The following is a 26,808-nucleotide window of genomic DNA, read 5'->3' as shown; positions in this document are numbered from 1 at the left end:
CGAAGCTTATTCCGACCGGTCCGATCCACGATCAAATCATGGCGGCCACCAGCGAAATCGGCAGTGGGAGCAGCGGTCGATCGCGCGCGGGTCGCCACCAGAGAATTCTGAGAGAAAGTGAATACGGTTCGATGAAGAAATACACCGCGGGAGCGGTGCTGCTGGCGAGCACCCTGAGCATCGCCAGCGGCACCGCCGGGGCGGACCCGGATACGGGGCCGCAGCCGCAAGTGGTCCCCACCCATCAGACCGCAACAGTGAACGGCGCCGACTTCGCGGTGGATCGGGACGGAAATTCGGTGGTCGTCACCGTCGCCGGCGACAATGTCCTGCACACGGCCGACGGCAGCGTCGTGATCCAGGACCCGAGCGGCTCCATCATCGCCTCACTCCCGCTGTCCTACCGCAAGGACGGCCTGGAATTCCCCATCGCGGCCGAATACCGTGACCACTCCGTGCGCATGACCCCGGCGCTGAGCGACGGCAAGCCGGTATCGGACGCCATCACCGGCGCCGATATCGCCGGCGGCCGCAACGTCACCCCGGGCCTCCCCGACGCCCAGCCGATCACCGAATCGTTCACCCCCCGCGACCTCGTCGAGTTGCAGAGTTTCCAGGTCCGCGCGGGCGTGGCAACGGTCGCCGGCGCCGTCATCGGCGCGATCATCGGCGGCGTTGTCGGCTGCGGCGCCGGCGCCCTCGCCGGATCCGTCAGCGCCGCCGTCACCACCCTGTTCGCCGGAGTGCTGCCGGGAGCGATCATCGGCTGCATCGCCGGTGTCGCGTTGATCGGCGGCGCCGGCGGCCTGCTGGGCAGCATCCTGGTCGGCACGCCGACGGCGTTGTGGTCGGCCTACCAATACTTCTCCACGATCAACGGACCGTGCACCGGTCCTGGCGTCTACTGCGTGGACCCGGCCGCCCCGGCGCCGGCGAAGTAATGCGAAGTACTCCCCACTCATAGCTGGTGAGCCCCGGCGAAATGCGCTGGGAGACAACGACCCCGCCCGGACACCTGACCCGGGCGGGGTCTTCTTCGATGGTCAGGCCGGATCGTCGAGTCGCACCGGCAATTCCAGCATGCCGCGAATGAGAGTGCTGACCTGCCAGGTGGGGTTCGCGGTGGGGGAGAGCCGCAGGTGCGGGAAGCGTTGCAGGAGTGCGGTGAACGCGATCTGCGCCTCGAGCCGGGCCAAGGGCGCGCCGAGGCAGAAGTGGATGCCGTGGCCGAAGGCGAGGTGGGCGGTGGTGTCGCGTTCGGTCTCGAGCTCGTCGGGGGCGGGGTAGCGCTGCGGATCGCGATTGGCGGCGGACAGCGCGATGTAGACCAGTTCGCCCGGCGCGATCTCGGTGTCGCCCACGGTGATCGGCTCGACCGTGTAGCGAATCGTCGCCATGTTCACCGGGCCGTCGTACCGCAGGAATTCCTCGACCGCGGCGGGGACCAGGTCGAGGTCCGCGCGCAGGGCCCGCAGCCGCGGCGGGTCCAGCAGCAGGGCGAGAGTGCCGTTACCGATGAGGTTCACGGTGGTCTCGTGCCCGGCCACCAGCAGCAGGAAGGCCATGGCGACGAGTTCGGACTCGGTGAGGGCGTCACCGTCGTCGGCGGGCTCGATGAGCCCGGACAGCAGATCCTCGCCCGGCTCTGCACGTTTGGCGCGGATCAGCCCGCTCAGGAAGGCGGTCATGGCGGCCGTGGCGCGGGCGCGTTCCTCCTCCAGGCCGACGACACCGACCAGCGCCTTGGTCCACTCCTGGAAGGCGTCGCGATCGGAGACCGGCACGCCGAGCAGTTCGCAGATCACCGTGATCGGCAGCGGTACCGCGAATTCGTGCAGCAGGTCGACCTCGTCGCGGGTAGCGACGGCGTCCAGCAGGGTGGCGGTGATGTCCTCGATGCGCGGTCGCAACGCGGCGATGCGGCGCGTGGTGAACGCCTTGCTCACCAGCTTGCGCAGCCGGGTGTGGTCGGGCGGATCGGTATTGAGCATATGGGTGAGCAGCGCCAGCGCCCGCGGATCCGAGGGCGGCACTTGCCGTTTCGCGGTGATCAGCCGATCGACCAGGGTGGCGTCCTTGTGCAGGCGCGGATCCGCCAGCGCGGCGCGCGCCTCCGCATGGCCCACGATCACCCAGCGGATCACGCCGTCGGGGAACAACACTCGCAGTACCGGGCCCCGGGCACGCCAGCGCCGATACTGCGCGTGCGGATCGGCGAAGAACTCCGCGCCGATCGTCTCGATGTCCTCGGTGGTCTCGGCCCGGTCCGGTGCTGCGATATCCGCCATTACGCGACGGTACCGATCGCCACCCGGAGTGCGCCAGCGATGCCCGAATCTCGATCAGCCGATCGGAGATGGGAATGGAATGCCGTGCGGCCATACGGAATTCACCACCGGCTGTTCGAATGCGAGGACATCCCAGTCCCGGAAGGAAAACCATGACCAGCACCGATACCCACCCCAACGCTACGGTCGCGGCCCGCGTCAGCGAATTGACCGAGGTGTTCGAGCGGGGCCTGCAGGAGAAGCTCGGTGTCGGCGCGTCGCTGGGTATCCGGCTCGACAGCGCCGGCGACGGGTACACCCGCTACTACCTGGACCCGAACCCGGCGACCATCAATGCCATGTTCACCGTGCACGGCGGCGTCATCGCCACCCTCATGGACACCGCCATGGGCAGCGCGGTCTTCACCAAACTCGGTGACGGCACGGCCTATACGACCCTCGAACTGAAGGTGAACTTCATCCGGTCGGTGACCATGGACGGCAGCCGGCTCACCTGCGAGGCCACGGCCGTGCACGTCGGGCGCCGCACCGCCACCGCCGAGGGCCGCATCACCGACGCCAACGGCAAGCTCATCGCCCACGGCTCCACCACGATCCTCGTGCTGGGCCCGGGCCAGTAACCCGCCGGAAAAGGCCCTGCCCCCGAGTGATTCGGGGACAGGGCCTTCGTCGTGTGGCGCCGCTCAGCTCAAGGAACGGCACTGCCCGATGAAGTCCACCAGCTCGTCGACCCGATCGGTGCGGGCGTCCACCGCACGATCGATCACCTTGATCAGGTGCTCGTAGGCCGCAGTGTGGTCGTAGTCCGCGACATCGGCGATACGCAGCGCCCACCGCCAGTAACCGCGCAGCGTATCCGCCAGCGGCATACGGAATCCCGCGATGACATCCCGGATCGGCTCCACCACGGAGTCGCCCTGGGTGCGCAGATACCGGCTCATCACATCGGCCATGAAGCTGAAATGCCTGGCCTCGTCCCGCGCCAGGCGCGAGAGCACCGCGCCGAGCACGGGATCGTCCACCACATCCCGCAATTGGTGGTAGTACATCTGGGTCGCCTTCTCCTGCACCAGGGCGTAGGCGAAGAACTGCACCGGATGCTCGTAGGGCAGATCGAAAGGCTTGTGCCCCTCCACCCCGAGCTCGGTTCGCAGCGTGCCGCGATCGGCGATGCCGGAGGCCACCTGATACTGCGCCAGCGCCCGCGCGTGCGTGTCCTCTTCGAGCGCCCAGCGCACGGTGAAGTGGTAGAGCTCGCGATTGTGGATGAACACCGGCAATTCGACACTGTCGTCCACCGGGAAATGCCGGTGGTACACCTCGAAATACCCGGGCAGATGGTCCTCGATGAAGGTCACGAACTGCACCGCCGAGCGCTGCCCCTCGGTGAGCCGGCCGGCGTCGGCGGCGGACCAGTCGAACGCCGTCTCGACATCCCAGCCCCGCGCGGCCGGGGAGGCGGCGAGAAAACCGTCCACGGCCGCCACCAGCTCATCCACCGGCAACAGCGCGGAGGCGGTATTCGTGAATGACTCCGTGGTCATGACTGCTCCCGTCCGCTACCGCGCCTTGCGGCAGACCAGTGCGTAATGCTTGGTGGTGTAACCCCATCCGGCATTGGCCACCTCCAGGTAGTGGCGCAGTTTGGCGGCCAGGCCCGGTTCGTGCGCGTCGATTTCCGCGGCCGCCGCGTCCACATTGGCGATCCAGTCCTCGATGGTGCGACGGTAGTTCTCGGTGAGATCGTCCACCGAAGTGATCGAGAACCCGGCGTCCTCGGCCGCGGTGACCAGCTCCGAGAGCGGGCGCAGGTCACCCCAGCCGAAGATGTCCGAGCGCACGAACTCCGTGCCCGCGCGCTCGTCGAAGGCCCGGCGCGCGGCCGCATTCCGGAAGCAGCTCTCCGAGACGTAGAGACTGCCGCCGCGGCGCAGCACCGCACGCGCCCGGCGGAATACCGCGTCGAGATCGGGCATGTGCACGATGGAGCCGAGCATGGTGACCGCGTCGCGGCTGCCGGCGGGCAGGTCCATGCGCTCGAAATGCCCTACGCGCGTCTGCACCTGGTTCGCCACGCCGCGCGCGGTGGCCTGCGCGGCAATGTACTCGTGCTGGCGCGGTGCGGGACTGATGCCGAGGGTCTCGCAGCCGTACTCCTGCGCCATGAACAGGATCAGCGAGCCCCAGCCGCAGCCGATATCGAGGAGCTGCTCGCCGCCGTTGATGCCCAGTCGCCGCGCCACGAAACGCAGTTTGTTGCGCTGGGCGAGTTCCAGGCTGTCACTGCCGGTTTCGTAGAGCGCGGAGCTGTACTTGCGCAGCGGGTCCAGGAACCGGCCGAAGATCTCGGGATCGAGATCGTAGTGCTGATTGGTATCGGCGGTGACCGTCATGCTGCGGCCCGCAGGGTCTTGTCCACCACGGTGGCGACCTCGCCCAGCGTGGACGTGCCGAACACGTCCTCGTCCTCGAGTTCGATGTCGTAGGTGCGCTCGATGCGGGCGATCATGCGCAGTACGCGCACCGAATCCACGCCGGCCATGCCGCGCAGATCGGCGTCGGGCAGCAGGACCGATTCGGGCAGTCCGGTCTCCGCGGCGGCGATTTCGGTGACGGTGCGCAGGATGTCGTCGATGGTCATGGGCGAACTCCGTTCGGGGGCACGGCATTTGCGGGGGTGGGGGCCGGTCCGGTGCGCAGCGCCTCGGACAGCAGGGCGACCTCGTCGTCGTCCAGGGCCAGCTGATCGCGCACATCGTCGAGCGCGAACGGACGGTAGGTGGCGGCCGAGGCGGCGCAGACGGCGTCGTCGCGGTCCAGGATCTCGGCGGTGGCCTGGATGAGCTCGCCGCCGCCCGCGGACAGCGTTGCCACGCAGCGGTATTCGCGGTCGATCCGCAGCGGGGCGAGGAAGCGGGTGCGCTGGGAGACGGTGAACGCGGGCACGTGCCGGGCCAGCACGATGAGATTGCCCATCACCTCGTCACAGATGACGCCGGTGAGCCCGCCGTGCAGGATGCCCGGATAGGACTCGAAGGACCGGCCCAGCCGGAAACGCGCCTGCAAACCATCCGGATGCGGGGTGAAGCTCAGCTGCAGCCCCGACCGATTGTGCGGGGAACAGCCGAAGCAGTGATAGTCGGGAATGACCGACCAGGGCACGCGCACGGCGGCCGGATCGGCGGCGAAGGTGGTCACGGCCGGCGCTACGCGATGGCCTCGGCCAGCGCGTGCCGGACCTTGGCATTGCTGGACAGATTCAGGCCGGTCATGCTCGCGAAGGTGCGGCGCACCTTGTCGTGCAGCACCTCCAGCTCGCCGTCGGCCGCCACCTGCTCGAGGAACAGGTCGAAACCGGTATCGATGGTCTCGTGATCGCCCATCTCCGCGATCCCGGACTTGAAGGTGCTGACCGGATGCTTGATCTTGGCCTCGGAGCTGTACACGTACAGGGTCTCCAGCACCGACGGCAGTTCCTCCGGGCGGCGCCGCAGCCGCTCGGTGGCGTAGTGGATGAACTCGCGCGCATGCCCGGCCTCATCGCGACTCGCATTGAGCAGCAGGGACTTCAGCACCGGCTCCTGCACCCAGGTCGAGACCGCGCGGTAGACGTGGTTCACGGTGAGCTCGGAGATGATATTGGTGGCCAGCGTGGCCGACGGCGTGGTGCCCGGGGCGTAGGGCTCGCGCATGGCGTCCACCGCCTGCTCCTGCACGTCCTCGCCGATGGCGCGCAGCCAGGAGCGGAAGGCGTAGTGGTGCTGCACCTCCTGATAGCCCCACACCACCGCGAAGGTGGAGAAGTCGTAGTCGTCCACGAACTCCTCGAGGAAACCGTGCACGGCCGCAATGACATTGGACTCGCCCATGGCGGCGCTCTTGGCCAGGGTCACGTACTCCGGCCGCACCAGCTCCGGGTCGACGCTGTCGAAGTCCAGATCGCTCAGCTTCCAATGCAGGCGCTCGTAGTGGCGGAAGACGTCATAACTGTGCACGGGGACCTCCAGGTCGAGAAGGGCGGATCGAAGGGGCGGCACCACCGGGCGTCATCGCCGCGGGGTGATGAGGTCGCGGGCCGCGAGCCGCTGCAACTTGCCGCTGCTGGTGCGCGGAATGGTGCGCGGCGCCACCAGATACACCTCGACGGCGGCCAATCCGAGCTCCGCGGCGATGCGGTCCTCGATCAGCCGGGTCAGCGCCGCGGCGGCCTCGCCGACCCGCTCGGATTCGGCGATGAGCACGATGACGTCCGCGCCTTCGGGATCGATGGCCGCGGTGCAGCGACCCTTGTAGATGCCGTCGAGATCGCGCACCGCCGCCTCGACGTCCTGGGCATAGTGGTTCACGCCGCGCACCGTGATCATGTCCTTGCAGCGGCCGGTCACGAACAGCTCGGCGCCACGGACATAGCCCAGATCGCCGGTGCGCAGCCAGCCGTCGAGGAAACGGTCGGCGGCCGAATCGTTGTCGGCGGTGAGGTAGGCGCCGGTGACCGAGGCCCCGCGAATGAGGATCTCGCCGACGTGGCCCTCGGGCACGTCGATCCCACCGGCGGCGGGGGAGACCCCGTCATCGAGAGCGACGATGCGCAGCTGCAGGCCCTCGACGGGCGCGCCGACCCCGGCCACCGCCCGCGCGCCGGCGGCACTGCGCGACACCGGTTCCGCGATCCCGGCGTCCGCCAGCTGGGCGCGATCGACCCATTCGAACAGCGGCTCGCGACCCAGCGGCGGAAAGGCCACCGCCAGTGTGGCTTCGGCCATGCCGTACACACCGAACATGGTGCTCGGCGCGAAACCCGCGGGGCGGAAACGCTCGATGAAACGCGTGACCACCTCGCGGGAGATGGGTTCCGCCCCGTTGAAGGCGATACGCCAGTGCCGCAGATCGTATTCGGCCACCTGCTCCGGCGGCACCGCCGCCAGCAGCGCCTCGTAACCGAAATTCGGCATGGCGGTGATGGTGGTGCCGCTGGCGGCGAATTCCCGCAGCCAGCGCGCCGGATCCTTGACGAACGCCAGCGGTGACCAGATGTGCGAGGGAATACCGCGCAGGATCGCCGAGAGCGTGCCGAACAGGCCCATATCGTGGAACAGCGGCAGCCAGAAGCCGCCCTGGTCACCGAGATCCAGCTCGATGCCGCGCCGGATGGCGGCCAGGCCGGCCAGCACATTGCGATGCGTCAGGCGCACGCCCTTGGGCAGCGCCGTACTGCCGGAGGTGAACTGGACGACCGCGAGATCATCGGGATGCACGGCGGGCAGTTCGGCGTCCGCGTCCTCGGCGTCCGCGGAAAGGGCTGTCGTATCGACGAATTCGACATCCACGACACCGTGCAGCAGCGGCACCAGCTCGGCGAAGCGCGGTGACACCAGCATGGTGCGCATGCCTGCCGCCGCGGTGATGGCCGCCAGCTGTTGCGGATACCCGCCCGCCCGCCGCGCCCCCGCGGGCAGCGGCAGGGGAGTGGCCGCGCCCCCGGCGGCGGCGATCCCGAAGAAACTCACCAGGAATTCCGGCGTATTGGGACACAGGATCCCCACCGGTTCGCCGCGGCGCAGCCCGCCCCGCACCAGTGCCGCGGCGGCAGCCCGTGCCGTGCGGTGCAATTCGGCGTATTCCATGCTTTCGGCGGTCGACCAGAATGTCGTGGACACCCGGGGATGTGCGGCCGCGATTTCGGCGAGCCGATCCGGCAGCGTGCCATCCGAATTCGAGGAATTCATACCGGCCACGACAACAGTGGAGTATGTCCGGGCGCTGAATTCGCTGTTAATCGCGGGCGCCGATAAACAGCCTCGATCAACCAATTACGTTGGCCGATAAGGCGATACTGCGATCGGCCGATAGCTTCCCGCGATCGAGGGCCGCCGCGGTATCCGAAGCGCGCCACGATCGTGCCGTGACTTCCCAGGACGTGACCCCGGTGCAACTGGCGGTCATCGACAGCGTGGCGCCGCATATGCGGCACAACCCGTACGACAGTTACACGGTGCTGCGCGGCGCCGGGCCCTTCGTACCCGGACCGCACGACACCCACCTGGTCACCCGGCATGCCGAGGCACAGACCATTCTGCTGGACCCGCGCTGGAGTCACGCCGAGGAACCCGAAATCCTGCACGGCGACAGCGATGTCGAACTGCCCGGCTCGTTCCTGTGGATGGAACCGCCCGACCACACCCGGCTGCGCGGACTGGTCGGCAAGGCATTCACCGCGCGCACCATCAGCGGTCTGCGCGAGCGGGCCCGGCAACTGGTCGACGAACTGCTCACCCGCATGCTGGCGGCCGGCGAGGTGGATCTGCTGGAGGCCCTGGCCTATCCGGTGCCGCTGACCCTGATCTGCGAACTGCTCGGCGTCCCGGCCGACGCGCATGAGCAGGTGCGCGTCATGTCGGCGGGCATTGCCCGCGGCCTGGACCCCGATCTGCTGCTCACACCCGAAGAACTGGCGGCGCGCAGCGCGGCCGTGCACGAATTCACCGAATTCTTCGGCGATCTGGTCGAACAGCGGCGGCGCTCACCGCGCGCGGATCTGATCACCGCGCTGGTGCAGGCCGAGGAGGCCGGTGTTCGCCTCACCCAGACCGAATTGATCGGGACCCTGCTCATTCTGGTGGTCGCGGGCCACGAGACCACGGTGAACCTGATCGGCAACGGCGTCCTGGCGCTCATCCGCCACGAGGACGAATTCCGGCGGCTGCGTGAGGATCCGGGCCTCGCCGGCCCCGCGGTCGACGAGGTGCTGCGCTACGACGCACCCGTACACCTGACCACCCGCACCGCGCACGCCGTGATCGAGGTCGGCGAGCGGACCTTCGCGCCCGGTGAGTCGGTCATCGTGCTGATGGCCGCCGCCAATCGCGACCCGGCCGCCTTCCCCGAACCCACCCGCTTCGATATCGGCCGGTATCTGCCCGGCCGCCGCACCGAACGGCACCTGTCCTTCGGGCTGGGCCTGCACTACTGCCTGGGCGCGCCGCTGGCGCGACTGGAGATGAGCACGGTGCTGCATGCCATCGGCGTGCGCGTCACGAAACTGAGCCTGCTGGAGGAGCCGCCCTATCGGCCGAATGTGGTCGTGCGCGGCATGTCCGAGCTGCGTGTCCGTCTGGAGGGCAAATGAGCACCGCTGTCCCTGAAGTCACTTTCGATGCTTTCGATCCGAGCAACCGCGCCGATCCGTATCCGGCTTACCGGCGGGTGCGGGATGTGGCGGCGTTGTTCCCTTACGAATTCGGGGATGTGCCGGTCACTCTGGTGACCCGGTACGAGGAATGCGCGACGGTGCTCACCAGCCCGCTGTGGGGCCATGGGTATGCGGCCGGGATCAGCCCGTTCCGCGATACCACCGCCGCGATTCCGGGTTCGTTCGTCCGCATGGATCCGCCCGAGCATGCCCGCTACCGCAAGCTGGTGGCGAAGGCGTTCACGCCGCGCATGGTCGGCGAGCTCGCACCTGTTGCCGGGCAGGTGGTCAACGATCTGGTCGACAAGGCGCTGGCGCGTGGCGAATTCGATGTACTCGAGGATCTGGCCGTACCGCTCGCGGTGGCCATGATCCCGGTACGACTGCTGGGCGCCGACCCCGCCGACGGCGCGCGGTTCCGGGAATGGCAGCTGGCCATCGCCCGCGGCAGCGATCCCGACTCGCTGCTGGACGACGCCGCGGTCGAGGCACGCGGCCACGCCGCCATGGCCTGCATGGGGCATTTCGCCGAACTCATCGCCCGCAAGAAGCACACGCCCACACCGGATCTGCTCAGCGAACTCGTCACCGCGGCCGCCGACGGCGAGATGCTGACCGAGCCGGAAGTCATCGGCATGGCGCTGCTGCTCCTGGTCGCGGGCATGGAGACCTCGATCAACCTGATCGGCAACGGCATGCTCGCGCTGCTGCGCAATCCCGGACAATGGCAACTGCTGCGGGACCGTCCCGAACTGATCGCACCGGCGCTGGACGAGATGCTGCGCTACGACGCGCCCACCCAGTTCACCATCCGAGTCGCCCTGGCGGACAACGAGGTCGGCGGGTGCGAGTTTCAGCGTGGCGACGGCGTCGTGGTGCTCACCGGCTCCGCCGGCCGCGACGAGCGGGCCTTCCCGGACGCCGACACCTTCGACGTCACCCGATACGCCGGAACCCGGCCCGCGCGTAAACATCTCGGCTTCAGCCTGGGCATCCACTACTGCGTGGGCGCACCGCTGGCCCGCATCGAAGCCGAAGCGGTCGTGCGGACACTGCTCGAACGTGCGCCGGAACTGCGCCCGGGCGCGGACACGGTCGAATACCGCCCGAGCCTGATCCACCGCGGCCTGCTGTCCCTGCCGGTGACAATGTGAGCGCACCCGGTACACACGCCGTCGTCCTGGGCGCGGGAATCGCCGGACTGCTGGCCGCGGCCGTGCTGTCGGAATTCTGTTCCCGGGTCACGATTCTCGACCGCGACGAGCTCGACGACGGCGTGCACCGCGGCGTCCCACAGGGCCGGCACCTGCACGGGCTGCTCGATCGCGGACGCGCCGTCATGGAGGAGCTCTACCCGGGCTGCACCGCCGACCTGGTGCGCCGCGGCGCGAACACCGCGGAGGTGCTCGCCGAAACCCGCTGGTATGTGGGCGGTGCGCGGCTCACGCCCACCTCGACCGGGCTCACCTCGGTGATCGTGACCCGCCCGCTGCTCGAAGCGGTGCTGCGCGAACGCACCCGGACGCTGCCGAATGTCGAACTGCGGGAACGGATCGCGGTCCAGGCGCTGATCGGCGACAGCCGCTCGATCGCCGGAGTCGCCGTGACCGGAGCGCTCGGACCGGAAGTGGTGGCGGCGGATCTGGTGGTCGACGCCAGCGGGCGCGGTTCGCGAATCATGGAGTGGCTGCGCAGTATCGGCGCCCAGCCGCCCGAGGAGGAATGCCTCGAAGTGGATCTCGGCTACGCCTCCCGCTACTACCGGCATCGCGACGGCCAGCTGGGCGGGCAGGCCTCGGTCATCATCTCCACCGGGCGCAACGGCCGCGGCGGCGGCGCCGTACACGTCGAGGGCGACCGCTGGCTGGTCACCCTCGCGGGCATGCTGGGCGATCATCCACCCGCCGATCACGACGGATTCCACCGCTACGCCGCCACCATCTCCGCACCCGACATCCACGAAATCGTCACCGGCTCCGAGCCTTTGGACGATCCGGTGCGCTACCGCTTCAAGACCTCGGTGCGGCGGCGCTTCGATCGGCTGCCCGCGGTCCCGGCGGGCCTGATCGTGCTCGGCGATGCCCAGTGTGCCTTCAATCCCCTCTACGCACAGGGCATGACCGTGGCAGCGTTGCAAGCGGTCGCACTGCGGGAAACCCTGCGCGCCGGCCTCGACCCAGCATCAGTGCCCGGACACTTCTACGCCACCGCCGCCGAACCGGTGGCGCTGGCCTGGCGGCTGGCCGCCTCCTCGGATCTGAGCCATCCGGGGGTGACCGGCCCGCGCACCCTGCGCACCCGGCTCACCAATGCCTATGTGGCGCGGGCACATCGCGCCGCACACCACGATCCCCAGGTGGCGCGCACCTTCATGCGCGTCGCGCACCTGGTCGAACCACCCGCCGCCCTGGCCCATCCGGCCACGGCGGGACGCATCCTGCTAGGAGGACAGTCATGGCCGCCCCGCATGTGAACACCGTTGCAGCAGAACATGATCCAGCCATCGATACCGCAATGGCCCAGCTCTTCGGGCCGGACGGCCGGTCCGACCCGTACCGTGCCGCCAAGGTGCTGCGCGATGCCGGACCCATCCATCAGACCCCCATCGGTCATCACGTGCTCACCCGGTACGAGGACTGCGCGGCCGTGCTGTCCACCACCGCGTGGAGCCACGCCGAAGAAGCCGGCATGATGCACCCGACCGTCAAACCCGAGGACGCGGCCGAGGAACTGCCCACCTCGTTCCTGTGGATGGAGCCGCCGGACCACACCCGCCTGCGCAACCTGGTCACCAAGGGCTTCACCCCGCGCATGGTGACCCGGCTGCGCCCGCGCATCGAGGAACTCTGCGAGCAGCTCGTCGACAAGGCGCTGGAGGCAGGGGAATTCGATCTGGTCGAGATGATCGCCTACCCGCTGCCGCTCATCATCGCCTGCGAGCTCATCGGCGTGCCCAAGGAGGCGTACGGGCAGGTGCACCAGTGGTCCTCGGACCTCGCCCGCGGCTTCGACCACGACTACACGCTGCCCGAGGAGTCGCTGAAGGCGCGCAGCGCGGCCTCGCGCGGATTCATGGGCTACTTCCGCGAACTGCTCAACGAGCGGCGCGTCAACCCGGCCGACGATCTGCTCAGTGCCCTGTCGCAGGTCGAGGACCGCGGCGATGTGCTCACCGAGCAGGAACTGCTGGCCACCTGCATCACCACCTTCGTGGCCGGACACGAGACCACCGCCAACCTCGTCGGCACCGGCATGCTGCGGCTGCTGCGCGCACCCGATCAGATCCAGGCCCTGCGCGAACGGCCCGAACTGACCGCCTCGGCCCCCGATGAACTGCTGCGGCTCGAGCCCTCGGTGCAGATCACCACCCGTGCCGCGACCCGGCCGATCGACGTGGCCGGGCATCACTTCGAGAAGGGCGAAGGCGTGGTGGTGCTGATCAATTCGGCCAATCACGACGAGCGCGTGTTCCCCGACCCGGACCGTACCGATGTGGCCCGCTACTCCGATCCCATGAATCCGGCCAAGAAGCACCTCGGCTTCAGTCTCGGCATCCACTACTGCCTCGGTGCGCCCCTGGCGCTGCTGGAGATGGAGATCCTCCTGGATGTGGTGCTGCGCAAGGTCCGCAACCTGGAGCTGCTCTCGGAGAACCCGCCGTTCAAGCCCAATGTGGTGATCCGCGGCCTGGAGTCACTGCAGGTGCGATTCACGCCCGCATGAGCGGATGATTCGACCATGACCGTCGATGCCTGGGCGCAGCATCCCACCGCCCGTATGCTCGCCCACGAGATGTTCGCCTCGCTCCGGCGCTGGACCGGGGATGTCGTTCCGGACGAACAGATTCCGTTGAAGACCACGCTCGCGGTGCTGGATGCCGCGGGCGTGGATCAGGCGCTCATCTCCGCCTGGCATGCGCCCGAGGGCGTGCTCATCTCCAATGACGAAGTGGCGGAATGGGTCTCGGAAGCCCCGGACCGCCTCTTCGGCATTGCCTCGGTGGACCTGCGGCGGCCCATGGCGTCGGTGCGCGAACTGCGCCACCGCGTGCAGGACCAGGGCTTCAAGGCGCTGCGCGTGCTGCCGTGGCTGTGGGAGGCGCCGCCCACGGACCGCCGCTTCTACCCGCTCTTCGCCGCCTGCGTGGATCTCGGGATTCCCTTCTGCACCCAGGTCGGTCACACCGGCCCGCTGCGCCCCTCGGAGACCGGGCGCCCGATCCCGTACATCGATCAGGTGGCGCTGGACTTTCCGGAACTCACCATCGTCTGCGGCCACATCGGCTACCCGTGGACGGAGGAGATGATCGCGGTCGCCCGCAAGCACGAGAATGTCGTCATCGACACCTCCGCCTACACCACCAAGCGCATTCCTCCGGAACTCGTGGCATACATGAAGTCCCGCAGCGGACGGCGAAAGGTCTTGTTCGGCACCAACTATCCGATGATCTTCCCCCAGCACGCCCTCGCCGGGCTGGACGAGCTGGGCCTCGACGACGAGACCCGTGACCTCTACCTGGATGCCAACGCCCGCCGCGTCTTCCGGCTCTAGCAGCAGGAATCGCCTTGTTTGGCCTGGGCGGTGGTCAGCCGCTCGGCCAGGCTCGCACGGACCGCCGTGAGCTGGTCGAGCAGCGCGTCGATTTCGGCGAGGCGCCGGCGATAGACGTCGATCGAGTCCGTGCAGGAGTCGCCCGTTTCGTGCCCGGCCCGCAGGCATTCCACGAACGGGCGGGTGTCCTCCAGGCTGAACCCGACGGCCTGCAGGGTGCGGATCTCCTCCACCAGGCGGGCATCTCCGTCGCTGTAATCGCGATAACCGTTCGCCTCGCGGTGGGCGCTGAGCAGGCCTTGTGATTCGTAGAAGCGCAGGGCGCGGGTCGTCGTTCCCGCCTGCTTGGCCAGTTCGCCGATCCTCATGAGCAGAACGTAAACATTGACCCTGATGTCAACGCAAGGGGGTATTCGATATCGGCGCCGGGCTGCTCTCGCGATCAGCCGGCCGCCGGGTAGCCGGCTGCGACCATGGCGATGGCGGCCTCGGCGGTGCGGTCGAAGGGGTCGATGGTGCCAGAGGCGCGGCACAGGACGTGTGCGCCTTCGAGCAGGCTGATCAGCATGGTGGCGAGATTCTCTGCAGCCGTGGGGGTTTCGAGTCCGGCGGCGGAGAGCCGGGCGGCCAGTTCGGTGGTCCAGGCGGAGAAGGCGCCATCCGCGATGCGGCGCAGGGCATCTCCGTCGGGTGCGACGGTGACGGCAGCGACCGCGCAGCCGCCGCCCGCCGCGGACGCCTCGACCACCGGCCGCACCGTCGCCAGGAAGTTCTCGACGACCGCGACGGGAGTGTCTCCGGGGATGGCGGCCATGACCGTGCGCACGTCCGCGCCGTTGCGGGTGGCCGCTTCGGCGACGAGTTCGCCCTTGCCGCCGGGGAAGTGGTGGTAGATCGCGCCGCGGGCGGCGCCGGACTCATCGAGGATCTCGGTGAACGACATCCCGGCAACGCCGCGGCGCTGCAGCGCGGCGACGGCGGCGTCGATCATCCGGGAGCGAGTCTCGCCGGTCACGTGTCCTCCAACTGTCGACCCGTTGACTAGTACGTCCATCCTAACGCATACTTCGACTAGCTAGTACGTGCGTACTAGTGATTCGAACAGGAGAAGCCATGCCCATCACCGTCACCGCTCCCCGCGGCGTGCTCACCGACCTCGGCGAGCACGACATCCTGCCGCAGCTGACCGCCGCACTCCTCGAAGTCAGTGGCGCGACCGGGAATCCGTTCTTCACCTCGATCGTCGGCGGGACCGTGCACCTGCTCGACCCCGCCCACGTCTACGCGGGCGGCGGCAACCGGCCCGTCGTCATGGTCGAGCTGAAGCTCCCGAATATCGGACTGCCCGATCCGGACAGCCGCGCGGCCTTCATCCACGCGGCCACCGATATCGTCGACCGCCTCACCATCGCCGGGCACGACCGCGCCGACACCTGGGTCAATATCCTCAACGCGCCCGAAGGCGCCTGGGGGATAGGCGGACTCGCCTACACGGGCGATGCCTTGATCGCCGCCGTGGGCGCCGCGATATAAGGATTCTTCATCTTCGGCCTACCAGGGCAGCGGGCCCTGGTTGCCGAAGTACCCGCCGGTCGGGCCGTCCGGCGCGACCTGCGCCATGCGCACGATGATCTCGGCGCCCTGTTCGACGGTCTGCGCGCCGCTGTTGCGGTTCAGATCCGTCGCGGTGAACCCGGGTTCCACCGCATTGATCCGCATGTGCGGGAACGCCTTCGCGTACTGAATGGTCAGTGCATTGACGGTGGTCTTGGACGCCGGGTACGCCACACCCGGATAGTTGTAGCCCGGACCGCCGGGCGTGCTCATCCGGCTCAGCGAAGCCAGCCCACTGCTGACATTCACCACCACCGGCGCGGCGGACTTCTGCAACAGCGGCAGGAAAGCGTGCGTCACCCGCACCAGCCCGAAGACGTTGGTCTCGAACGTATTCCGCATGAGGTCCACCGTTAGATCCGCCGCGCCGACCACATTGTTGTCGGGGCCCCATTCCCCAGCGATGCCGGCATTGTTGACCAGCACGTCGAGCCCTCCGTCGGCGGCGATGGTGTCCGCCGCGGCCGCCACGGAGGCATCATCGGTGATATCGAGCTGTATCGGCCGCGCGCCGATCTCCTCGGCGGCACGCGCACCGAGTCCGGCATCGCGACTGCCGACATAGACGGTATGGCCCGCCGCGACGAGCCGGCGAGCGGTTTCGAATCCGAGCCCCTTGTTGGCTCCGGTGATCAGTGTCGTTGTCATCCCTCGACGTTAGGATTTCGAGCGCGCTCTAAGTCAAGGGCTTGCCGGTAAGTCGGCGCTGTTCGATCGCACGCATCAGTTCGTGCACCGACGAATCGGCAGCGAGCCGGCTGTCGAGCAATACATTGATCACGCCGCGGAACAACGCGTACGGCTCCCAGCTGCGGGGTGCGATGGTGCGCGGGGCGCGGCGGGCAATCCCGTCGGCGATGGTGCGAGCCGCATGTTCGGCGGTGATCCGCACGTTCAGCGGCCAGGGGAGCAGGTCGTCGATGCGATGGCCGAGCTCGTCGGCGTCGAGCATCTCATGGGTCATCGGGGTATCGACGATGCCGAAGTAGGCGACCCCGGCGCTGGCTCCCGCGCCGGACAGTTCGACGCGCAGGGCCCGGCCGAGCTGCTCGACCGCGGCCTTGCTCATCATGTACGGCGCACCGCCCGCCCCGGGAGCGAAGGCCGCGCACGAGGACACCACCACCACATGACCTTTCGACCACACGATGTGATCCAGTGCGGGATGCACGGTATTGAACACGCCGGTGAGGTTGACGCGCATGACCCGGTCGAAATCGCGCGGGTCCATGGTGCGCAGGGTGGCGGGTACGGGCGTCACCCCGGCATTGGCCACCACCACATCGAGCCGTCCACAGTGCTCGGCCATGGTGTCGATGGCCCGTTCCATCTGTTCGCGATCGGCGACGTCCGCACCGATCGCGTAGGCGCGCGAGCCGAGTTCCGTGGCGGCGCGCTGGGCCAGGAATTCGTCGATATCGGCGAGGATCACCCGGGCACCGCGCGCATGCAGCAGCCGCGCCAGCGCGAGGCCGATGCCCTGCCCCGCACCGGTGATGAACACGACCTTGCCGGTCACGTCGTAGGCAGGGGCGAACCAGCTCGCGGGATTGAGTGCCGTGCGGATCATCGGGCTGTCACCTCGTAGGAGTTGGTATCGAATCTGCTTGTACGCCTGCGGTATTCGAAGCTCCAGCCCGGATAGAGCCCGGCATTGGCGCCCTCGGGAGTGGTGTAGTAGCTGCGGCAGCCGCCGGTGAGCCACACGGTGGACGCACTGCGCTGCCGCATCTCCTCGAGGAAGGCATCCTGCGCTTCGGGCCGCACCTCCACCCGCCGCGCGCCCTGTGCCCGCACGGTGGTCAGCGCGTCGACGATATAGGCGATCTGGGATTCGATCATGTAGATGGCGGACTGATTACCCGCGGCGCCGAAAGGGCCCAGGGTGCAGAAGAAGTTGGGGAATCCGGCGACGGTCGCGCCGAGGTAGGTGCGGGGCTGCTTGTGATACAGGTCGGCGATCGACAGGCCGTCGCGGCCGATGATGCGCTCGAAAGCGGTGGGAATCGACTCGAAGCCGGTGCCGAAGATAATGGTGTCCACCGGGATCTCGGCCCCGGCCCGGGTGCGGATCGAGTGCGGTCGCACCTCGGCGATGGCCTCGGTGACGACATCGACATTGTCCCGGTCCAGCGCGGGCAGATAGGCATCGGAGAAGATGGCGCGCTTGCAGCCGATCACGTAGTCCGGCGTCACCTTCGCACGCAGGCCCGCATCGCGGATCTGCCGCCGCAACTGCAGCCGGCCGAGCAGCTCAAAGGGATGGCGGAAACGGTTGTCCACGAAGCCGACCAGGCCGAAACTCTCGATGAGGCCGTACCAGGTCGCGCGAACTGCCCGCTGCGTCAGCGGAATTCGCCGCAACAGCAGCCGCTCCAGACCGAGTGTCGGGCGGTCCAAGCGCGGCACGATCCAGGGTGCGGAGCGCTGGAAGACCGTCAGCGCGGCAACTTCGGGCTGGATCTCGGGAATGAACTGCACCGCCGAGGCGCCGGTGCCGATGACCGCGACGCGCGCGCCGCGCAGATCGTGCCCATGATCCCAGTGCAGGGAGTGAAATGCGGTGCCCTCGAAGGTCTCCATCCCGGGCAGTTCAGGATACTTCGCCTCCGCGAAAATACCTGCCGCCGAAAGGAAGTAGTCGGCGGTGAGTTTTCCGCGCGAGGTCTCGATGCGCCACAGGCCCGCCGCGTCGTCCCAGCGCGCGTCGAGTAGTTCGGTGCCCGTGCGAATGTGGCGCTCGACATCGTGTTCCGCGGCTACCGACCGCAGATAGCCGAGGATTTCGCGCTGCCGCCCGTAGGTGCGCGACCAGTCCGGGTTGGGTGCGAAGGAATAGCTGTACAGCTGTGAGGGCACATCGCAGGCGCAACCGGGATAGGTATTGGCCTGCCAGGTGCCGCCCAGCCCGTCGGCGCGTTCGAGCAGGACGAGGTCGTCGAATCCGGCCTCGCGCAGCTTGATGGCCAGGCCGATGCCGCCGAAACCCGCACCCAGGATCACGATCTGCCGGTGTTCGGGAGTGGTCGGCGCAGCGCGCAGTGTCGGGGAACCGTCCGTCATGGGACCGAAAGCCTTTCGAGATCAGAGATCGAGGGTCAGCGGTCCGCCGGTCGAGCGGGAGACGCAGGTGAGCAGGTGGCCGGCGCGTTCGGCGGGCGTCAGCAGCCGATCGCGGTGATCGACCTCCCCGGCGAGCACGCGGGTCTTGCAGGTGCGGCAGAACCCTTGCCGGCAGGAGTACGCCACGTCGGGCAGCGTCCGGCGGATGGCCTCGAGCGTGGTCTCCCGCTCACTCACGTGCACGGTGCGGCCGGTGCGCGCCAGGGTGAGATCGAAGGCATGACCGTCGAGCACGGGCAGCGGCGAGAACCGTTCCGTGTGCAGTGAACCCGTGGGATTGAGGGCGAAGTGGCACCGCTGTGCGGCCGCGAGCACCGGTGGGGGACCGCAGACATAGACGGCCGCACCGGGTTCCGCGGCCGCGAGCAGAGCCGGAATATCCGGTGTCCCGAACTCGGTGTCGGGCCGGATGTCGGCATGCTCGGGCAACTCGTCGAGGAACGGCATGCTCGACCGGGACCGGCCCAGATACACCAGCCGTCCGCGCGTCCCCGCGGCCCGGACCATCGGCAGGATCGGGGTGATGCCGATGCCCGCGGCGAGAAACAGATACGACGGTGCGGTCTCGATGAACGTGAAGGCATTGCGCGGCCCCCGGATGACCAGTTCGTCACCGGGCCGCAGTGCGTGCATCTCCAGCGATCCGCCGTCCCCGCCCGGAATGCGCCGCACCGCAATGCGATAGCGCCGCCGATCCCGGGGATCACCGCACAGCGAATACTGCCGCTGCCGGCCCGAGGGCAGGAACACATCGAGGTGCGATCCGGGCCGCCAGGACGGCAGTTCTTCCCCGCCGGGGCGTTTCAGGTGCAGGCTCACCACCTCCTCGGCCTCGTCGAACACCTCCTCGACGACCATGTCGAGATCGAAGCCCCGCAGCCGCACCGGATGCGGGCGGGCCAGCGCGGGCGTGGTGAACACCCGCTTGTAGACATCCATGGCCGCACCCAGCACCCGTAGTCCGGTCATGGCGGGGTCGGTGCGGTTCATCTCGACAGCTCTGCTCATGCCCGCGCCGCCGGCGAGTGCGCCAGGTACCGCAGCGCATTGTCCATCGAACCCAGTTGCGAGGGATGGAATCCCGGCCGCAGATAGCGGGGCATCTCGGTGAAGAAGGTGGTGAAGCTCGGGATCACCCCGCGCGCGGTGGCGCTCACGAACTGCAGCCCCCAGAACCGCCCCTTGTCGGCGCTGCGATCCTTGCGATACAGGTAGGCGGTCGATATCACGAACAGCGGCAACAACATTCCGCTCGCCAGCAGCCCGGTGCGCATGCGCCGCGCGTATCCGCCGTCGAGGTGCATGTAGGCGTCGAACACCACGTTGCGATGCTCGACCTCTTCGGCCCCGTGCCAGCGCACCAGGTCCAGCATGGTCGGATCCATGCCCAGTTCCTCGAGCCGCTGTGATTCGAGCATCCATTCGCCGATGACGGCGGTGAAATGTTCCATGCCCGCGAACATTCCGAGGCGTTCCTTGAGCCATTCCTGTCTGGCTCGCCCGGACAGGCCGTGGTCGCCGAGCACCCGGTCGATGAGCCAGGCGATCTTCTCGACATAGGATTCGACCTCCAGGCCGATGTCCTGCAGATGCCGGCGGGCGCCTTCATGGCTACTGGCGTGCATGGATTCCTGGCCGATGAATCCGGTGACCTCCTCGCGCAGGCGTTCGTCGTCGATGAACGGCAGTGCTTCGGCGAGGCAGGCGGCCATGGCCCGTTCGCCCTCGGGCAGTACCAGGTGCATGACATTGGTGACGTGGGTCGCGAGCACTTCGCCGGGGATGTAGTGCAGGGGAACCGACGAGAAGTCGAAGTGGACGTCGCGTGCCTGGATCGCGTGCTCCTCGTCCTGATAGGAGCGCGCCTTTGCACCGGTATCAGCCATGCCCAGACCGTACGATGCAACAACATGGATTGCAATGTTGCAGCTACAGAATGGCCGAAATTGTTGCAAACGAGTGGTCGGCTGCTAGCGTCGAGGCGTGCCCTCCACCGCCGCCACCTCGGCGAACTCCAACGCCGATCCGGCCATCGAAGAGCGCATCCTCGATGCCGCCCTGCTTCGATTCGGGCGAGTGGGAGTCAAGAAGACCACCATCGAGGACATCGCCCGCCAGGCCGAGGTGGACCGGGTCACCGTCTACCGGCGCATCGGCTCCCGCGATGACGTGGTGCGTGCGGTGACCGATCGCGAGGTGCGCCGACTGCTCGCCGAACTCGGCGAGATCCCGTCGCGGCACGAGACTTTCGAGGACACGGTGGTCGCGACCTTCGTCACCGTGATCATGCGGTGGCGCAGCCATCCGCTGGTCGAGCAGCTGCTCACGCTCGAACCCGAACGGCTGCTGCCGCAGCTCACCATCGAGGGCGGGCCGTTCTTCACCCTGTCCATCGCGGCCGCCACCGGCATTCTGCGGGACGTGGTGCGCGACAAGGGAATTCCGGACATTCCCGACCTGGCTGCCCGGGTGGAGGTCGCCGGGCGGCTGGTGCATTCGCTCATCCTGCAACCCGTCGGCGCCATCGACACCGACTCCGAGGCCGCACTCGCCGCGTTCGCGCGCGACTACATCGTGCCGATCCTCATCCGTTCATGACCGCGCGGTCGCGGGCTTGCGATGCAGGCCCTTGCGGTCGTAGTACCGGGTGACGACCGCGCCGAGCAGCAGTCCGATGCCGAGACCGAGCAGCGTCATCCACACCGCCCGGGCCAGGCCCGCATCGGCGCCCGCATCGAAGTAGAGGATCGCGCGAATCCCGAGGAAGACCTGGTGCATCGGTTCGAAACCGGCAAGCCAGGCAAGCGATTTCGGTATCGCCTCGACCGGAATGGTCCCGCCCGAGGACGGCAGGCCCAGCACGATGAACAAGATGAGATTGATCAGCAGGCCCGCGGTGCCGAAGGCGGCGACCACCGACAACGCGGTGACGCCGACCGCGATGATGGCGAAGGTGGTGTAGAGCCACAGCGCCGGTGCGCGATCGATGGGCATGCCCAGCCAGGTCGCCAATCCCATATAGACGGCGGCGACGATCGGCGCCGTGCAGGTGATGATGCCCCACTTGATGAGCAGCGTCTTCAGCCGCGACACCGAGGCCGCCGGATAGTGCACATACCAGGGCCCGAATTCGGTGGGCGCGAAGCCGAGTGCGGAATCGACCATGCCATTGATGACCATCGCCCCGGTGAAGCCCGCGAGCAGCACCATCATGGCGTAGAAGAAGGCCACCAGTCCGCCGCCGGTGCCGGCGGGCAGCGGATGGTAGGCGGTGGTGATCACCTCGATCGGCTGGGCCAGCATCAGGCGGCTGAGCCCCACGAGTTCGGTGGTGCTGCCGTCGGGGCGCCGCAATTGGGCATTCACCGTGTCGCCGAGCTGTTTCCCGACGGTCTCGTCGACCTTGCTCAAGGCGGTGCTCGTGATGGCCTGCACGAGGGAAACCGAGAACGAGCCCATGCGCGGGCTGGTGTTCACGGTGATGGTCGGCTGCGTGATATCGCCGGGCACCACGCTGGCGGTGGCGAAGATGCCGAGCCGCTTGGTGAAGTCGGTCGGAATGATGATGGCGCCGTAGATCTTCGCGTTGCCCAGGTCGTGCTGGGCGGAGTTGATGCCCATGACCCGCAGATCGACCTTGTCGGAGGGGATCTGCGCGAGCAGGGCATCCGAGATCTGCTTGCCGACGTTCATCGGCTTGCCGCCGATGGTGTCGCCGTCGTCCTGGTCGACGAGGGCGATCGGGAAGCGGTGCAGATGCGACGCCGGATCCACCACGTACGCCAGGTACATGGTGCCCAGCAGTGACATGAGCAGGGTGATGACCACCATGGGCGCCACCCACATCCGTACCCGCTTGCGCAGGTCGGTGGCCGGAGCGGGGTGCTCCGGCGCCGCGTTCCCGTGCTCTGCGTTGCCGCTCTCGCCGCCCGAGGTCATGGGCGCACGGTAACGGCTCTAGGGGTGGCTCGCCCTGTGCTGAAGGCGCGTGTCGCCGACCCGCTCGTGGATCTTGTCGAGCAGGCCGTTGATGGCTGCGAGGGAAGACCAATGGTCGGTGTTGATCAGCCCGGGAAATTGCTCGGTGCGCGCGATGTAGGCGTCCTCCGGATCGGACCACTGGACGTGGATCGCGGACAGCGGGACGGCGCAGTCGATGTCGTCCATGAGCCTTTCCCTCTCCTCGGTGGGTGCACAGGTTGCCATCCGTCCATGATGCCAGAAGCTACTACGCTGCGTAATAGCCCAAAGTTCCATGGGCGTAAGGAATCCGGAAAAGTCGCCGAAGAGGTGAGCGAGGTCACGCCGGGGTCGCGGCCGCGGCTACCGGCCGCGGATCGGTGCGGTGGTGACGGCCGGTGCGGTGCATCCGCGGTAAAGAAATACGCCCCCGCGTGGAATCATGCGGGGGCGCTTCGGGTTCGGTAGCGATTGCGTCGTCGGAATTCGCTGTTTCGGATGGATGGTCGGTTGGCGGGATATCGATTTCAGAGGGTAGGGCAGAGCAATCCTCCGGCCGGCGGCGGAACGGGAACGATCCTCTCCGGCGCCGGACCCACGCCGCCCGGTCCTGCCGGACCGTTTCCAGCGGGCGAAGGGACGCCGGGGGAGGCTCCGGGACCGTTTGCGGGACCGCCTCCGATGTCGCCCGAACCCCACGCGGCTGATGGATTCAGCACGAACACGGCGGCACAAACGAACGCACCGACAAGCAGGCCGATGAGCTTCTTTTGCGTCATGAGCTACGACGGTACAACCAGCTCAACGTATTTCGCGGTAATGCGGGATTCTCGGAATGTCGCGGCCGGGTCGGAGGTATGGGAGCCAATGAAATCGCTTGTGGTGCAAGGTTGTAGCCGGAAGGAATAAATCGTTTTCACATTTAGCCGGAACGCACTGTTTTCACATAACGATCCGGCGTGTCTACCACTGACATGGTGATCCGTGCTGTTCAGTAGGTTGCGAGGTGCCGAAAGGGAGGTCAGGTATGGCCGTGGGTAGGGTGTCGAGGATCGCGGCGGTGGTGACGGCCGGAACCGCGCTCGGCGCGGGGATATCGGCGCTGGCGCCCGCCGGGAATGCTGCCGGATTATGCGGCGCCGACCTGGGTGATTACCGCGGGGAGTTCGCGGCACAGGAGGAGTCCGGCAATGTCCTGCAATTCGACGGCGCCGGCGGCATAACCTTCCGTAGCGCGCAGCACGGCAACGGCAGCGGGATCTACGCGGTCATTCCCTCGGGCGGCTTCACGGCCAGTCTGCGAATGGACGCCAAAGGGCCCGGCGCCCCGGCCAACGCGACCGGAATGGTGAAAACCACGACCTTCTACTGCGCCGCTCCGGGCACGATTGTCACGTCGTTCACCTCACTCGATCAGAGCAGCGGCCGATTCACCTACAACCGGGTGAATTGAAAAGCAGTTCAGCCTCTTTCGCGCAGTAGTGCGGTGACGTGCACGGAAGTCTCGTGCAGCCGGTGGAAGATTTCCAGCAGCAGCGCCAGCTGTTCGTCGGTGTAATCATCGGCGATCTTGGCGAATTCCCTCGCCAGCACCTCGTAGTGGGGTGCGATCTCGTCGATGCGCTCGGCCTGCGCGGTGATGATGACCCGGCGCCGATCCTTGGAATCGTGCTCGCGGCGGACGAATCCGCCGGCCAGCAGGCGGTCGATCATGCGGGTGATGGCGCCGGTGGTGAGTCCGGTGCGCTGGGCGAGTTCCCCGGCGGTCGCGGGTCCGCCCACCCGCAGCAGGTTCAGGCAGCGCAGATCGGTCACGTGCAGGCCGAGCTTGTCGGCCATGGCGCCGTGCAGCATGACGGCGTCGGTGGCGCTGCGCTGGGCGGCGGCGGTGAGGGCGGCGCCGAGCTGGTCGTGTGTCGTGGTCATCGCTTGACATCCTAGTCTGAGCGGGACAATATCTTACTCATTCAACTACTTCCTGATTCACTTGATGAACCATTCAGATTGTTCGAGGGATGACATGACCACTCAGCAGCTCACCGATGAAGCCGCCGTCCGGGCCCTGTTCGACCGGTCCAACCAAGCCTGGGAAGCGGGGGATGCGGTGGCCTACGCCGCGGTCTTCGCATCCGATGCGGACTACGTGACGTGGTTCGGTCAGCATCTGAAGGGGCGGGCGGCGATCGAGGCGTCGCATGTGCCGCTGTTCGAGAAGTACCTGAGGGGCACGCGCATGGACGGTGAGCTCACCGGATTGCGCTTCCTCACACCGGATGTCGCGGTGGCGCACGGCCGCGGGGCGCTGGTCAAGGGCAAGCGCCGGCGCGGCCGGTTCAACACCAAGGTGAACGTCTACGTGGCGGTGCGCCGCGACGGCGAATGGGAATTCGCCGCCTTCCACAACACCAAGTACGGCTGGCTGTTCAATACCCTGTTCGCGGGTAAGGATTCAGCCCCGGCCTAGCTGAACGGCCTTGACCACCAACAGGACCGCGCCGACCACCAGATAGCCGCGCAGGGCCAGCATGCCCAGTTTCGTCCCGGAGGACCAGGTCACCGGTTCGAGCAGGGCCAGCGGCGGCATACGCCACGAGTCCCGCTCGGCCGCATCGAACTTCGGTGCGGCCGGTGGCGCCGGCGCTCGCCGTTGCAGGAACTTCAGGACGCCGACGGCGACGGCCGCCAGCACGACCAACGCCAGGGCCAGATACTCGCCGGTGCTGATCACGTTCAGGCCGGGGAACAGCGTGGTGGCCATCAGAATGCCCGAGAGCAGCAGCAGCACACCCACGATGAACCCGGCCACCACATTGAGCCAGGTCTTGTTCACCCACGGGCCCAGCACCTGCGGATCGTTGCACAGCAGCAACAGGAACACGCTCGCGCTCGGCAGCAGCAGCCCGGCCAGCGCCTGCACGGCGGTGGTGATCAAACCCAGTGGCGCGCCGGGGATCAGGACGATCGCCGCCGCCACGACCACCATGGCGATGTAGGACAGGTAGAACTGTTTGGCATCGCGGAAACCGCGGTGCAGCGAGTGCTTGATACCGAACACATCACCGAAGGCGTAGCTGGTCGCCAGCGTCACCGCGGCCGCACCGATGATCGACGCGTCCAGCAGCACGATCGCGAAGATCGAGCCCAGGGCGTGGTGCGCATCGCCGAGGACGCGGGCGATATCGCCCGCGTCGACGAACTTGCCGACCGAATCGGTCGCGCGCGCACCGAAATCGGCGGTCATGACGATCGCGGTCGCGCCGATCACCACCACGAAGGCGCCGAGGGTGGTGTCGGCGCGCTCGTAGCCGATGAAACGCGGCGTGATGCGCTTGTCGACCACATTGGACTGCTGGAAGAACAGCTGCCAGGGCGCCACCGTGGTGCCCACGATGGCGATGATCAGCAGCACGGCATCGGAGCTGATGCCGCCGGAGACGCCCGGCACCACGAAATCCTTTGCCGCACGGCCCCAATCGGGATGCGAGAGCAGCAGCATCGGAATCTGCAGCGCGCTGATGGCGATGAAGATGAACATCGCCCGCTCCCAGCGCCGGAAGCTGCCACTGGCCATGATGGCGACCAGCGCGACCGCCGCGACGGGCACCACGAGGTACTTCGAGATGCCGAAATAGCCGGCGGCCAGGCTGACACCGATGAACTCGGTGACGATGGTGAGGAAGTTCAGGACGAACAGATCGCCCACCGAGAACCAGCCCCAGCCGCGGCCGAAGCGCTCGTTGATCAGCCGCGCATGGCCCACACCGGTGACCGCGCCGAGCCGGACCACCATCTCCTGATTGACGATCAGCACCGGAATGAGCAGCAGCAGCACCCACAGCAGGCTGTAGCCGTAGTTCTGCCCGGCCTGGGCGTAGGTGGCGACGCCACCGGCGTCATTGTCGCCGACCATGACGATCAGGCCCGGCCCGACAATGGCCAGCAGGGTCAGCATGCGGGTCTTGAAGGTGCGGGAATGCTCGGTATCGCCGACCTTGATCCGCCCGAAGGCGCCCTCGATATCGCCGAGATGCGCCGAATCCAGCACGGCCGACCGGCGATTCGGGGCGGCCTCCGGGGCAGGGG

At 67.6% G+C, this 26,808-nt stretch carries 29 protein-coding genes; 11 read left to right on the top strand and 18 right to left on the bottom strand.

From position 1 onward, the window contains the following. Window positions 1-131: 131 nt before the first annotated feature. On the top strand, window positions 132-941 hold the full coding sequence (locus ACIP5Y_RS47675; RefSeq protein WP_400360462.1) for a hypothetical protein: 810 nt from the start codon (window positions 132-134) through the stop codon (window positions 939-941). A 102-nt stretch (window positions 942-1,043) separates the two neighbouring features. Here ACIP5Y_RS47675 and ACIP5Y_RS47670 read toward each other — a convergent pair whose 3' ends face one another. Continuing rightward, on the bottom strand, window positions 1,044-2,288 hold the full coding sequence (locus tag ACIP5Y_RS47670; RefSeq protein ID WP_400360461.1) for a cytochrome P450: 1,245 nt from the start codon (window positions 2,286-2,288) through the stop codon (window positions 1,044-1,046). 152 nt (window positions 2,289-2,440) lie between these two features. Between ACIP5Y_RS47670 and ACIP5Y_RS47665 the strand changes: the two genes are divergently transcribed. After that, on the top strand, window positions 2,441-2,908 hold the full coding sequence (locus ACIP5Y_RS47665; protein WP_397004376.1) for a PaaI family thioesterase: 468 nt from the start codon (window positions 2,441-2,443) through the stop codon (window positions 2,906-2,908). Between the two features lie 63 nt (window positions 2,909-2,971). Here ACIP5Y_RS47665 and ACIP5Y_RS47660 read toward each other — a convergent pair whose 3' ends face one another. The 6 genes from ACIP5Y_RS47660 to ACIP5Y_RS47635 are packed head-to-tail and all read right to left on the bottom strand — an operon-like array spanning window position 2,972 to window position 8,014. Then, window positions 2,972-3,832: an acyl-ACP desaturase gene (locus tag ACIP5Y_RS47660; RefSeq protein ID WP_400360460.1), complete on the bottom strand. Its 861-nt coding sequence runs from the start codon at window positions 3,830-3,832 to the stop codon at window positions 2,972-2,974. 15 nt (window positions 3,833-3,847) lie between these two features. After that, window positions 3,848-4,681, bottom strand: a complete 834-nt coding sequence (locus ACIP5Y_RS47655) for an SAM-dependent methyltransferase (protein ID WP_400360459.1) — start codon at window positions 4,679-4,681, stop codon at window positions 3,848-3,850. Then, a complete protein-coding gene (locus ACIP5Y_RS47650; RefSeq protein ID WP_400360458.1) occupies window positions 4,678-4,929 on the bottom strand; it encodes an acyl carrier protein in 252 nt (83 codons plus the stop codon). The genes ACIP5Y_RS47655 and ACIP5Y_RS47650 overlap by 4 nt, the downstream gene beginning before the upstream one ends. Next, window positions 4,926-5,486 carry a PaaI family thioesterase gene (locus ACIP5Y_RS47645; protein WP_400360457.1) on the bottom strand — a complete coding sequence of 187 codons (561 nt, stop codon included), beginning with the start codon at window positions 5,484-5,486 and terminating at the stop codon, window positions 4,926-4,928. Before ACIP5Y_RS47645 ends, ACIP5Y_RS47650 begins: the two co-directional genes overlap by 4 nt. 8 nt (window positions 5,487-5,494) lie before the next feature. Next, window positions 5,495-6,283 carry a ferritin-like domain-containing protein gene (locus ACIP5Y_RS47640; RefSeq protein WP_400360456.1) on the bottom strand — a complete coding sequence of 263 codons (789 nt, stop codon included), beginning with the start codon at window positions 6,281-6,283 and terminating at the stop codon, window positions 5,495-5,497. Window positions 6,284-6,334: 51 nt separating this feature from the next. Beyond that, complete coding sequence (locus tag ACIP5Y_RS47635) at window positions 6,335-8,014, bottom strand: AMP-binding protein (protein ID WP_400360501.1); 1,680 nt, start codon at window positions 8,012-8,014, stop codon at window positions 6,335-6,337. 176 nt (window positions 8,015-8,190) lie between these two features. On the opposite strand from ACIP5Y_RS47635, the gene ACIP5Y_RS47630 reads away from it, so the two are divergent. From ACIP5Y_RS47630 to ACIP5Y_RS47610, 5 genes are read left to right on the top strand one after another with little or no spacing between them, the layout of a single operon-like run. Beyond that, the gene (locus ACIP5Y_RS47630; protein ID WP_400360455.1) at window positions 8,191-9,414 is read left to right on the top strand and encodes a cytochrome P450; all 1,224 of its coding nucleotides are present in this window, start codon (window positions 8,191-8,193) and stop codon (window positions 9,412-9,414) included. Next, window positions 9,411-10,631 carry a cytochrome P450 gene (locus ACIP5Y_RS47625; RefSeq protein ID WP_400360454.1) on the top strand — a complete coding sequence of 407 codons (1,221 nt, stop codon included), beginning with the start codon at window positions 9,411-9,413 and terminating at the stop codon, window positions 10,629-10,631. The genes ACIP5Y_RS47630 and ACIP5Y_RS47625 overlap by 4 nt, the downstream gene beginning before the upstream one ends. Beyond that, window positions 10,628-11,950 carry an NAD(P)/FAD-dependent oxidoreductase gene (locus tag ACIP5Y_RS47620; RefSeq protein WP_400360453.1) on the top strand — a complete coding sequence of 441 codons (1,323 nt, stop codon included), beginning with the start codon at window positions 10,628-10,630 and terminating at the stop codon, window positions 11,948-11,950. The genes ACIP5Y_RS47625 and ACIP5Y_RS47620 overlap by 4 nt, the downstream gene beginning before the upstream one ends. Beyond that, a complete protein-coding gene (locus ACIP5Y_RS47615; RefSeq protein ID WP_400360452.1) occupies window positions 11,932-13,200 on the top strand; it encodes a cytochrome P450 in 1,269 nt (422 codons plus the stop codon). The genes ACIP5Y_RS47620 and ACIP5Y_RS47615 overlap by 19 nt, the downstream gene beginning before the upstream one ends. A 15-nt stretch (window positions 13,201-13,215) precedes the next feature. Beyond that, the gene (locus ACIP5Y_RS47610; RefSeq protein ID WP_400360451.1) at window positions 13,216-14,028 is read left to right on the top strand and encodes an amidohydrolase family protein; all 813 of its coding nucleotides are present in this window, start codon (window positions 13,216-13,218) and stop codon (window positions 14,026-14,028) included. On the opposite strand, the gene ACIP5Y_RS47605 is transcribed toward ACIP5Y_RS47610, so the two are convergent. Then, window positions 14,025-14,396 (bottom strand): MerR family transcriptional regulator, encoded by a 372-nt coding sequence (locus ACIP5Y_RS47605; RefSeq protein ID WP_400360450.1) that lies wholly within the window; start codon window positions 14,394-14,396, stop codon window positions 14,025-14,027. The two genes, ACIP5Y_RS47610 and ACIP5Y_RS47605, sit on opposite strands and share 4 nt — an antisense overlap. Window positions 14,397-14,470: 74 nt before the next feature. Continuing rightward, complete coding sequence (locus ACIP5Y_RS47600) at window positions 14,471-15,043, bottom strand: TetR/AcrR family transcriptional regulator (protein ID WP_400360449.1); 573 nt, start codon at window positions 15,041-15,043, stop codon at window positions 14,471-14,473. Between the two features lie 98 nt (window positions 15,044-15,141). Between ACIP5Y_RS47600 and ACIP5Y_RS47595 the strand changes: the two genes are divergently transcribed. Continuing rightward, on the top strand, window positions 15,142-15,561 hold the full coding sequence (locus ACIP5Y_RS47595; protein ID WP_400360448.1) for a 4-oxalocrotonate tautomerase family protein: 420 nt from the start codon (window positions 15,142-15,144) through the stop codon (window positions 15,559-15,561). Between the two features lie 18 nt (window positions 15,562-15,579). Here the strand turns inward: ACIP5Y_RS47595 and ACIP5Y_RS47590 are convergent, their stop codons facing one another. The 5 genes from ACIP5Y_RS47590 to ACIP5Y_RS47570 are packed head-to-tail and all read right to left on the bottom strand — an operon-like array spanning window position 15,580 to window position 20,651. Beyond that, window positions 15,580-16,290: an SDR family NAD(P)-dependent oxidoreductase gene (locus tag ACIP5Y_RS47590; protein ID WP_400360447.1), complete on the bottom strand. Its 711-nt coding sequence runs from the start codon at window positions 16,288-16,290 to the stop codon at window positions 15,580-15,582. A 28-nt stretch (window positions 16,291-16,318) separates the two neighbouring features. After that, window positions 16,319-17,212, bottom strand: a complete 894-nt coding sequence (locus tag ACIP5Y_RS47585; protein WP_400360446.1) for a short-chain dehydrogenase/reductase — start codon at window positions 17,210-17,212, stop codon at window positions 16,319-16,321. After that, a complete protein-coding gene (locus tag ACIP5Y_RS47580) occupies window positions 17,209-18,705 on the bottom strand; it encodes a flavin-containing monooxygenase (protein WP_400360445.1) in 1,497 nt (498 codons plus the stop codon). The genes ACIP5Y_RS47585 and ACIP5Y_RS47580 overlap by 4 nt, the downstream gene beginning before the upstream one ends. Window positions 18,706-18,726: 21 nt before the next feature. Continuing rightward, complete coding sequence (locus ACIP5Y_RS47575; RefSeq protein ID WP_400360444.1) at window positions 18,727-19,773, bottom strand: PDR/VanB family oxidoreductase; 1,047 nt, start codon at window positions 19,771-19,773, stop codon at window positions 18,727-18,729. Then, complete coding sequence (locus ACIP5Y_RS47570; protein WP_400360443.1) at window positions 19,770-20,651, bottom strand: metal-dependent hydrolase; 882 nt, start codon at window positions 20,649-20,651, stop codon at window positions 19,770-19,772. Before ACIP5Y_RS47570 ends, ACIP5Y_RS47575 begins: the two co-directional genes overlap by 4 nt. Before the next feature lie 97 nt (window positions 20,652-20,748). Here ACIP5Y_RS47570 and ACIP5Y_RS47565 point away from each other — a divergent pair, with 97 nt between their 5' ends. After that, window positions 20,749-21,363: a TetR/AcrR family transcriptional regulator gene (locus tag ACIP5Y_RS47565; protein WP_400360442.1), complete on the top strand. Its 615-nt coding sequence runs from the start codon at window positions 20,749-20,751 to the stop codon at window positions 21,361-21,363. On the opposite strand, the gene ACIP5Y_RS47560 is transcribed toward ACIP5Y_RS47565, so the two are convergent. Next, window positions 21,358-22,704 (bottom strand): YhgE/Pip domain-containing protein, encoded by a 1,347-nt coding sequence (locus ACIP5Y_RS47560; RefSeq protein ID WP_400360441.1) that lies wholly within the window; start codon window positions 22,702-22,704, stop codon window positions 21,358-21,360. The two genes, ACIP5Y_RS47565 and ACIP5Y_RS47560, sit on opposite strands and share 6 nt — an antisense overlap. Window positions 22,705-22,722: 18 nt before the next feature. Then, window positions 22,723-22,932, bottom strand: a complete 210-nt coding sequence (locus ACIP5Y_RS47555; RefSeq protein WP_400360440.1) for a hypothetical protein — start codon at window positions 22,930-22,932, stop codon at window positions 22,723-22,725. A gap of 820 nt (window positions 22,933-23,752) precedes the next feature. Here ACIP5Y_RS47555 and ACIP5Y_RS47550 point away from each other — a divergent pair. After that, a complete protein-coding gene (locus ACIP5Y_RS47550; RefSeq protein WP_400360439.1) occupies window positions 23,753-24,178 on the top strand; it encodes a hypothetical protein in 426 nt (141 codons plus the stop codon). An 8-nt stretch (window positions 24,179-24,186) separates the two neighbouring features. Here ACIP5Y_RS47550 and ACIP5Y_RS47545 read toward each other — a convergent pair whose 3' ends face one another. Then, on the bottom strand, window positions 24,187-24,651 hold the full coding sequence (locus ACIP5Y_RS47545) for a MarR family winged helix-turn-helix transcriptional regulator (RefSeq protein WP_400360438.1): 465 nt from the start codon (window positions 24,649-24,651) through the stop codon (window positions 24,187-24,189). Window positions 24,652-24,745: 94 nt separating this feature from the next. Between ACIP5Y_RS47545 and ACIP5Y_RS47540 the strand changes: the two genes are divergently transcribed. Next, on the top strand, window positions 24,746-25,189 hold the full coding sequence (locus ACIP5Y_RS47540) for an SgcJ/EcaC family oxidoreductase (protein WP_400360437.1): 444 nt from the start codon (window positions 24,746-24,748) through the stop codon (window positions 25,187-25,189). Here ACIP5Y_RS47540 and ACIP5Y_RS47535 read toward each other — a convergent pair. Beyond that, entirely contained in the window at window positions 25,175-26,770 is a 1,596-nt protein-coding gene (locus ACIP5Y_RS47535; RefSeq protein ID WP_400360500.1) for an NRAMP family divalent metal transporter, read from the bottom strand. The two genes, ACIP5Y_RS47540 and ACIP5Y_RS47535, sit on opposite strands and share 15 nt — an antisense overlap. Between the last annotated feature and the right edge of the window lie 38 nt (window positions 26,771-26,808).

The sequence above is a fragment of the Nocardia sp. NPDC088792 genome, from assembly GCF_044750615.1.
Taxonomy (GTDB): domain Bacteria; phylum Actinomycetota; class Actinomycetes; order Mycobacteriales; family Mycobacteriaceae; genus Nocardia.
The sequence above is the reverse complement of the archived record's forward strand: the minus strand, read 5'-3'. Positions and strand labels throughout refer to the sequence as shown.

Excerpts from the sequence above, each read along its gene's own strand:
- ACIP5Y_RS47675 (WP_400360462.1), top strand. The coding sequence starts at position 132 with ATGAAGAAATACACCGCGGGAGCGGTGCTGCTGGCGAGCACCCTGAGC.
- ACIP5Y_RS47670 (WP_400360461.1), bottom strand. The coding sequence starts at position 2,288 with ATGGCGGATATCGCAGCACCGGACCGGGCCGAGACCACCGAGGACATC.
- ACIP5Y_RS47665 (WP_397004376.1), top strand. The coding sequence starts at position 2,441 with ATGACCAGCACCGATACCCACCCCAACGCTACGGTCGCGGCCCGCGTC.
- ACIP5Y_RS47660 (WP_400360460.1), bottom strand. The coding sequence starts at position 3,832 with ATGACCACGGAGTCATTCACGAATACCGCCTCCGCGCTGTTGCCGGTG.
- ACIP5Y_RS47655 (WP_400360459.1), bottom strand. The coding sequence starts at position 4,681 with ATGACGGTCACCGCCGATACCAATCAGCACTACGATCTCGATCCCGAG.
- ACIP5Y_RS47650 (WP_400360458.1), bottom strand. The coding sequence starts at position 4,929 with ATGACCATCGACGACATCCTGCGCACCGTCACCGAAATCGCCGCCGCG.
- ACIP5Y_RS47635 (WP_400360501.1), bottom strand. The coding sequence starts at position 8,014 with ATGAATTCCTCGAATTCGGATGGCACGCTGCCGGATCGGCTCGCCGAA.
- ACIP5Y_RS47625 (WP_400360454.1), top strand. The coding sequence starts at position 9,411 with ATGAGCACCGCTGTCCCTGAAGTCACTTTCGATGCTTTCGATCCGAGC.
- ACIP5Y_RS47615 (WP_400360452.1), top strand. The coding sequence starts at position 11,932 with ATGGCCGCCCCGCATGTGAACACCGTTGCAGCAGAACATGATCCAGCC.
- ACIP5Y_RS47610 (WP_400360451.1), top strand. The coding sequence starts at position 13,216 with ATGACCGTCGATGCCTGGGCGCAGCATCCCACCGCCCGTATGCTCGCC.
- ACIP5Y_RS47605 (WP_400360450.1), bottom strand. The coding sequence starts at position 14,396 with ATGAGGATCGGCGAACTGGCCAAGCAGGCGGGAACGACGACCCGCGCC.
- ACIP5Y_RS47595 (WP_400360448.1), top strand. The coding sequence starts at position 15,142 with ATGCCCATCACCGTCACCGCTCCCCGCGGCGTGCTCACCGACCTCGGC.
- ACIP5Y_RS47590 (WP_400360447.1), bottom strand. The coding sequence starts at position 16,290 with ATGACAACGACACTGATCACCGGAGCCAACAAGGGGCTCGGATTCGAA.
- ACIP5Y_RS47585 (WP_400360446.1), bottom strand. The coding sequence starts at position 17,212 with ATGATCCGCACGGCACTCAATCCCGCGAGCTGGTTCGCCCCTGCCTAC.
- ACIP5Y_RS47580 (WP_400360445.1), bottom strand. The coding sequence starts at position 18,705 with ATGACGGACGGTTCCCCGACACTGCGCGCTGCGCCGACCACTCCCGAA.
- ACIP5Y_RS47575 (WP_400360444.1), bottom strand. The coding sequence starts at position 19,773 with ATGAGCAGAGCTGTCGAGATGAACCGCACCGACCCCGCCATGACCGGA.
- ACIP5Y_RS47570 (WP_400360443.1), bottom strand. The coding sequence starts at position 20,651 with ATGGCTGATACCGGTGCAAAGGCGCGCTCCTATCAGGACGAGGAGCAC.
- ACIP5Y_RS47560 (WP_400360441.1), bottom strand. The coding sequence starts at position 22,704 with ATGACCTCGGGCGGCGAGAGCGGCAACGCAGAGCACGGGAACGCGGCG.
- ACIP5Y_RS47555 (WP_400360440.1), bottom strand. The coding sequence starts at position 22,932 with ATGGACGACATCGACTGCGCCGTCCCGCTGTCCGCGATCCACGTCCAG.
- ACIP5Y_RS47550 (WP_400360439.1), top strand. The coding sequence starts at position 23,753 with ATGGCCGTGGGTAGGGTGTCGAGGATCGCGGCGGTGGTGACGGCCGGA.
- ACIP5Y_RS47545 (WP_400360438.1), bottom strand. The coding sequence starts at position 24,651 with ATGACCACGACACACGACCAGCTCGGCGCCGCCCTCACCGCCGCCGCC.
- ACIP5Y_RS47540 (WP_400360437.1), top strand. The coding sequence starts at position 24,746 with ATGACCACTCAGCAGCTCACCGATGAAGCCGCCGTCCGGGCCCTGTTC.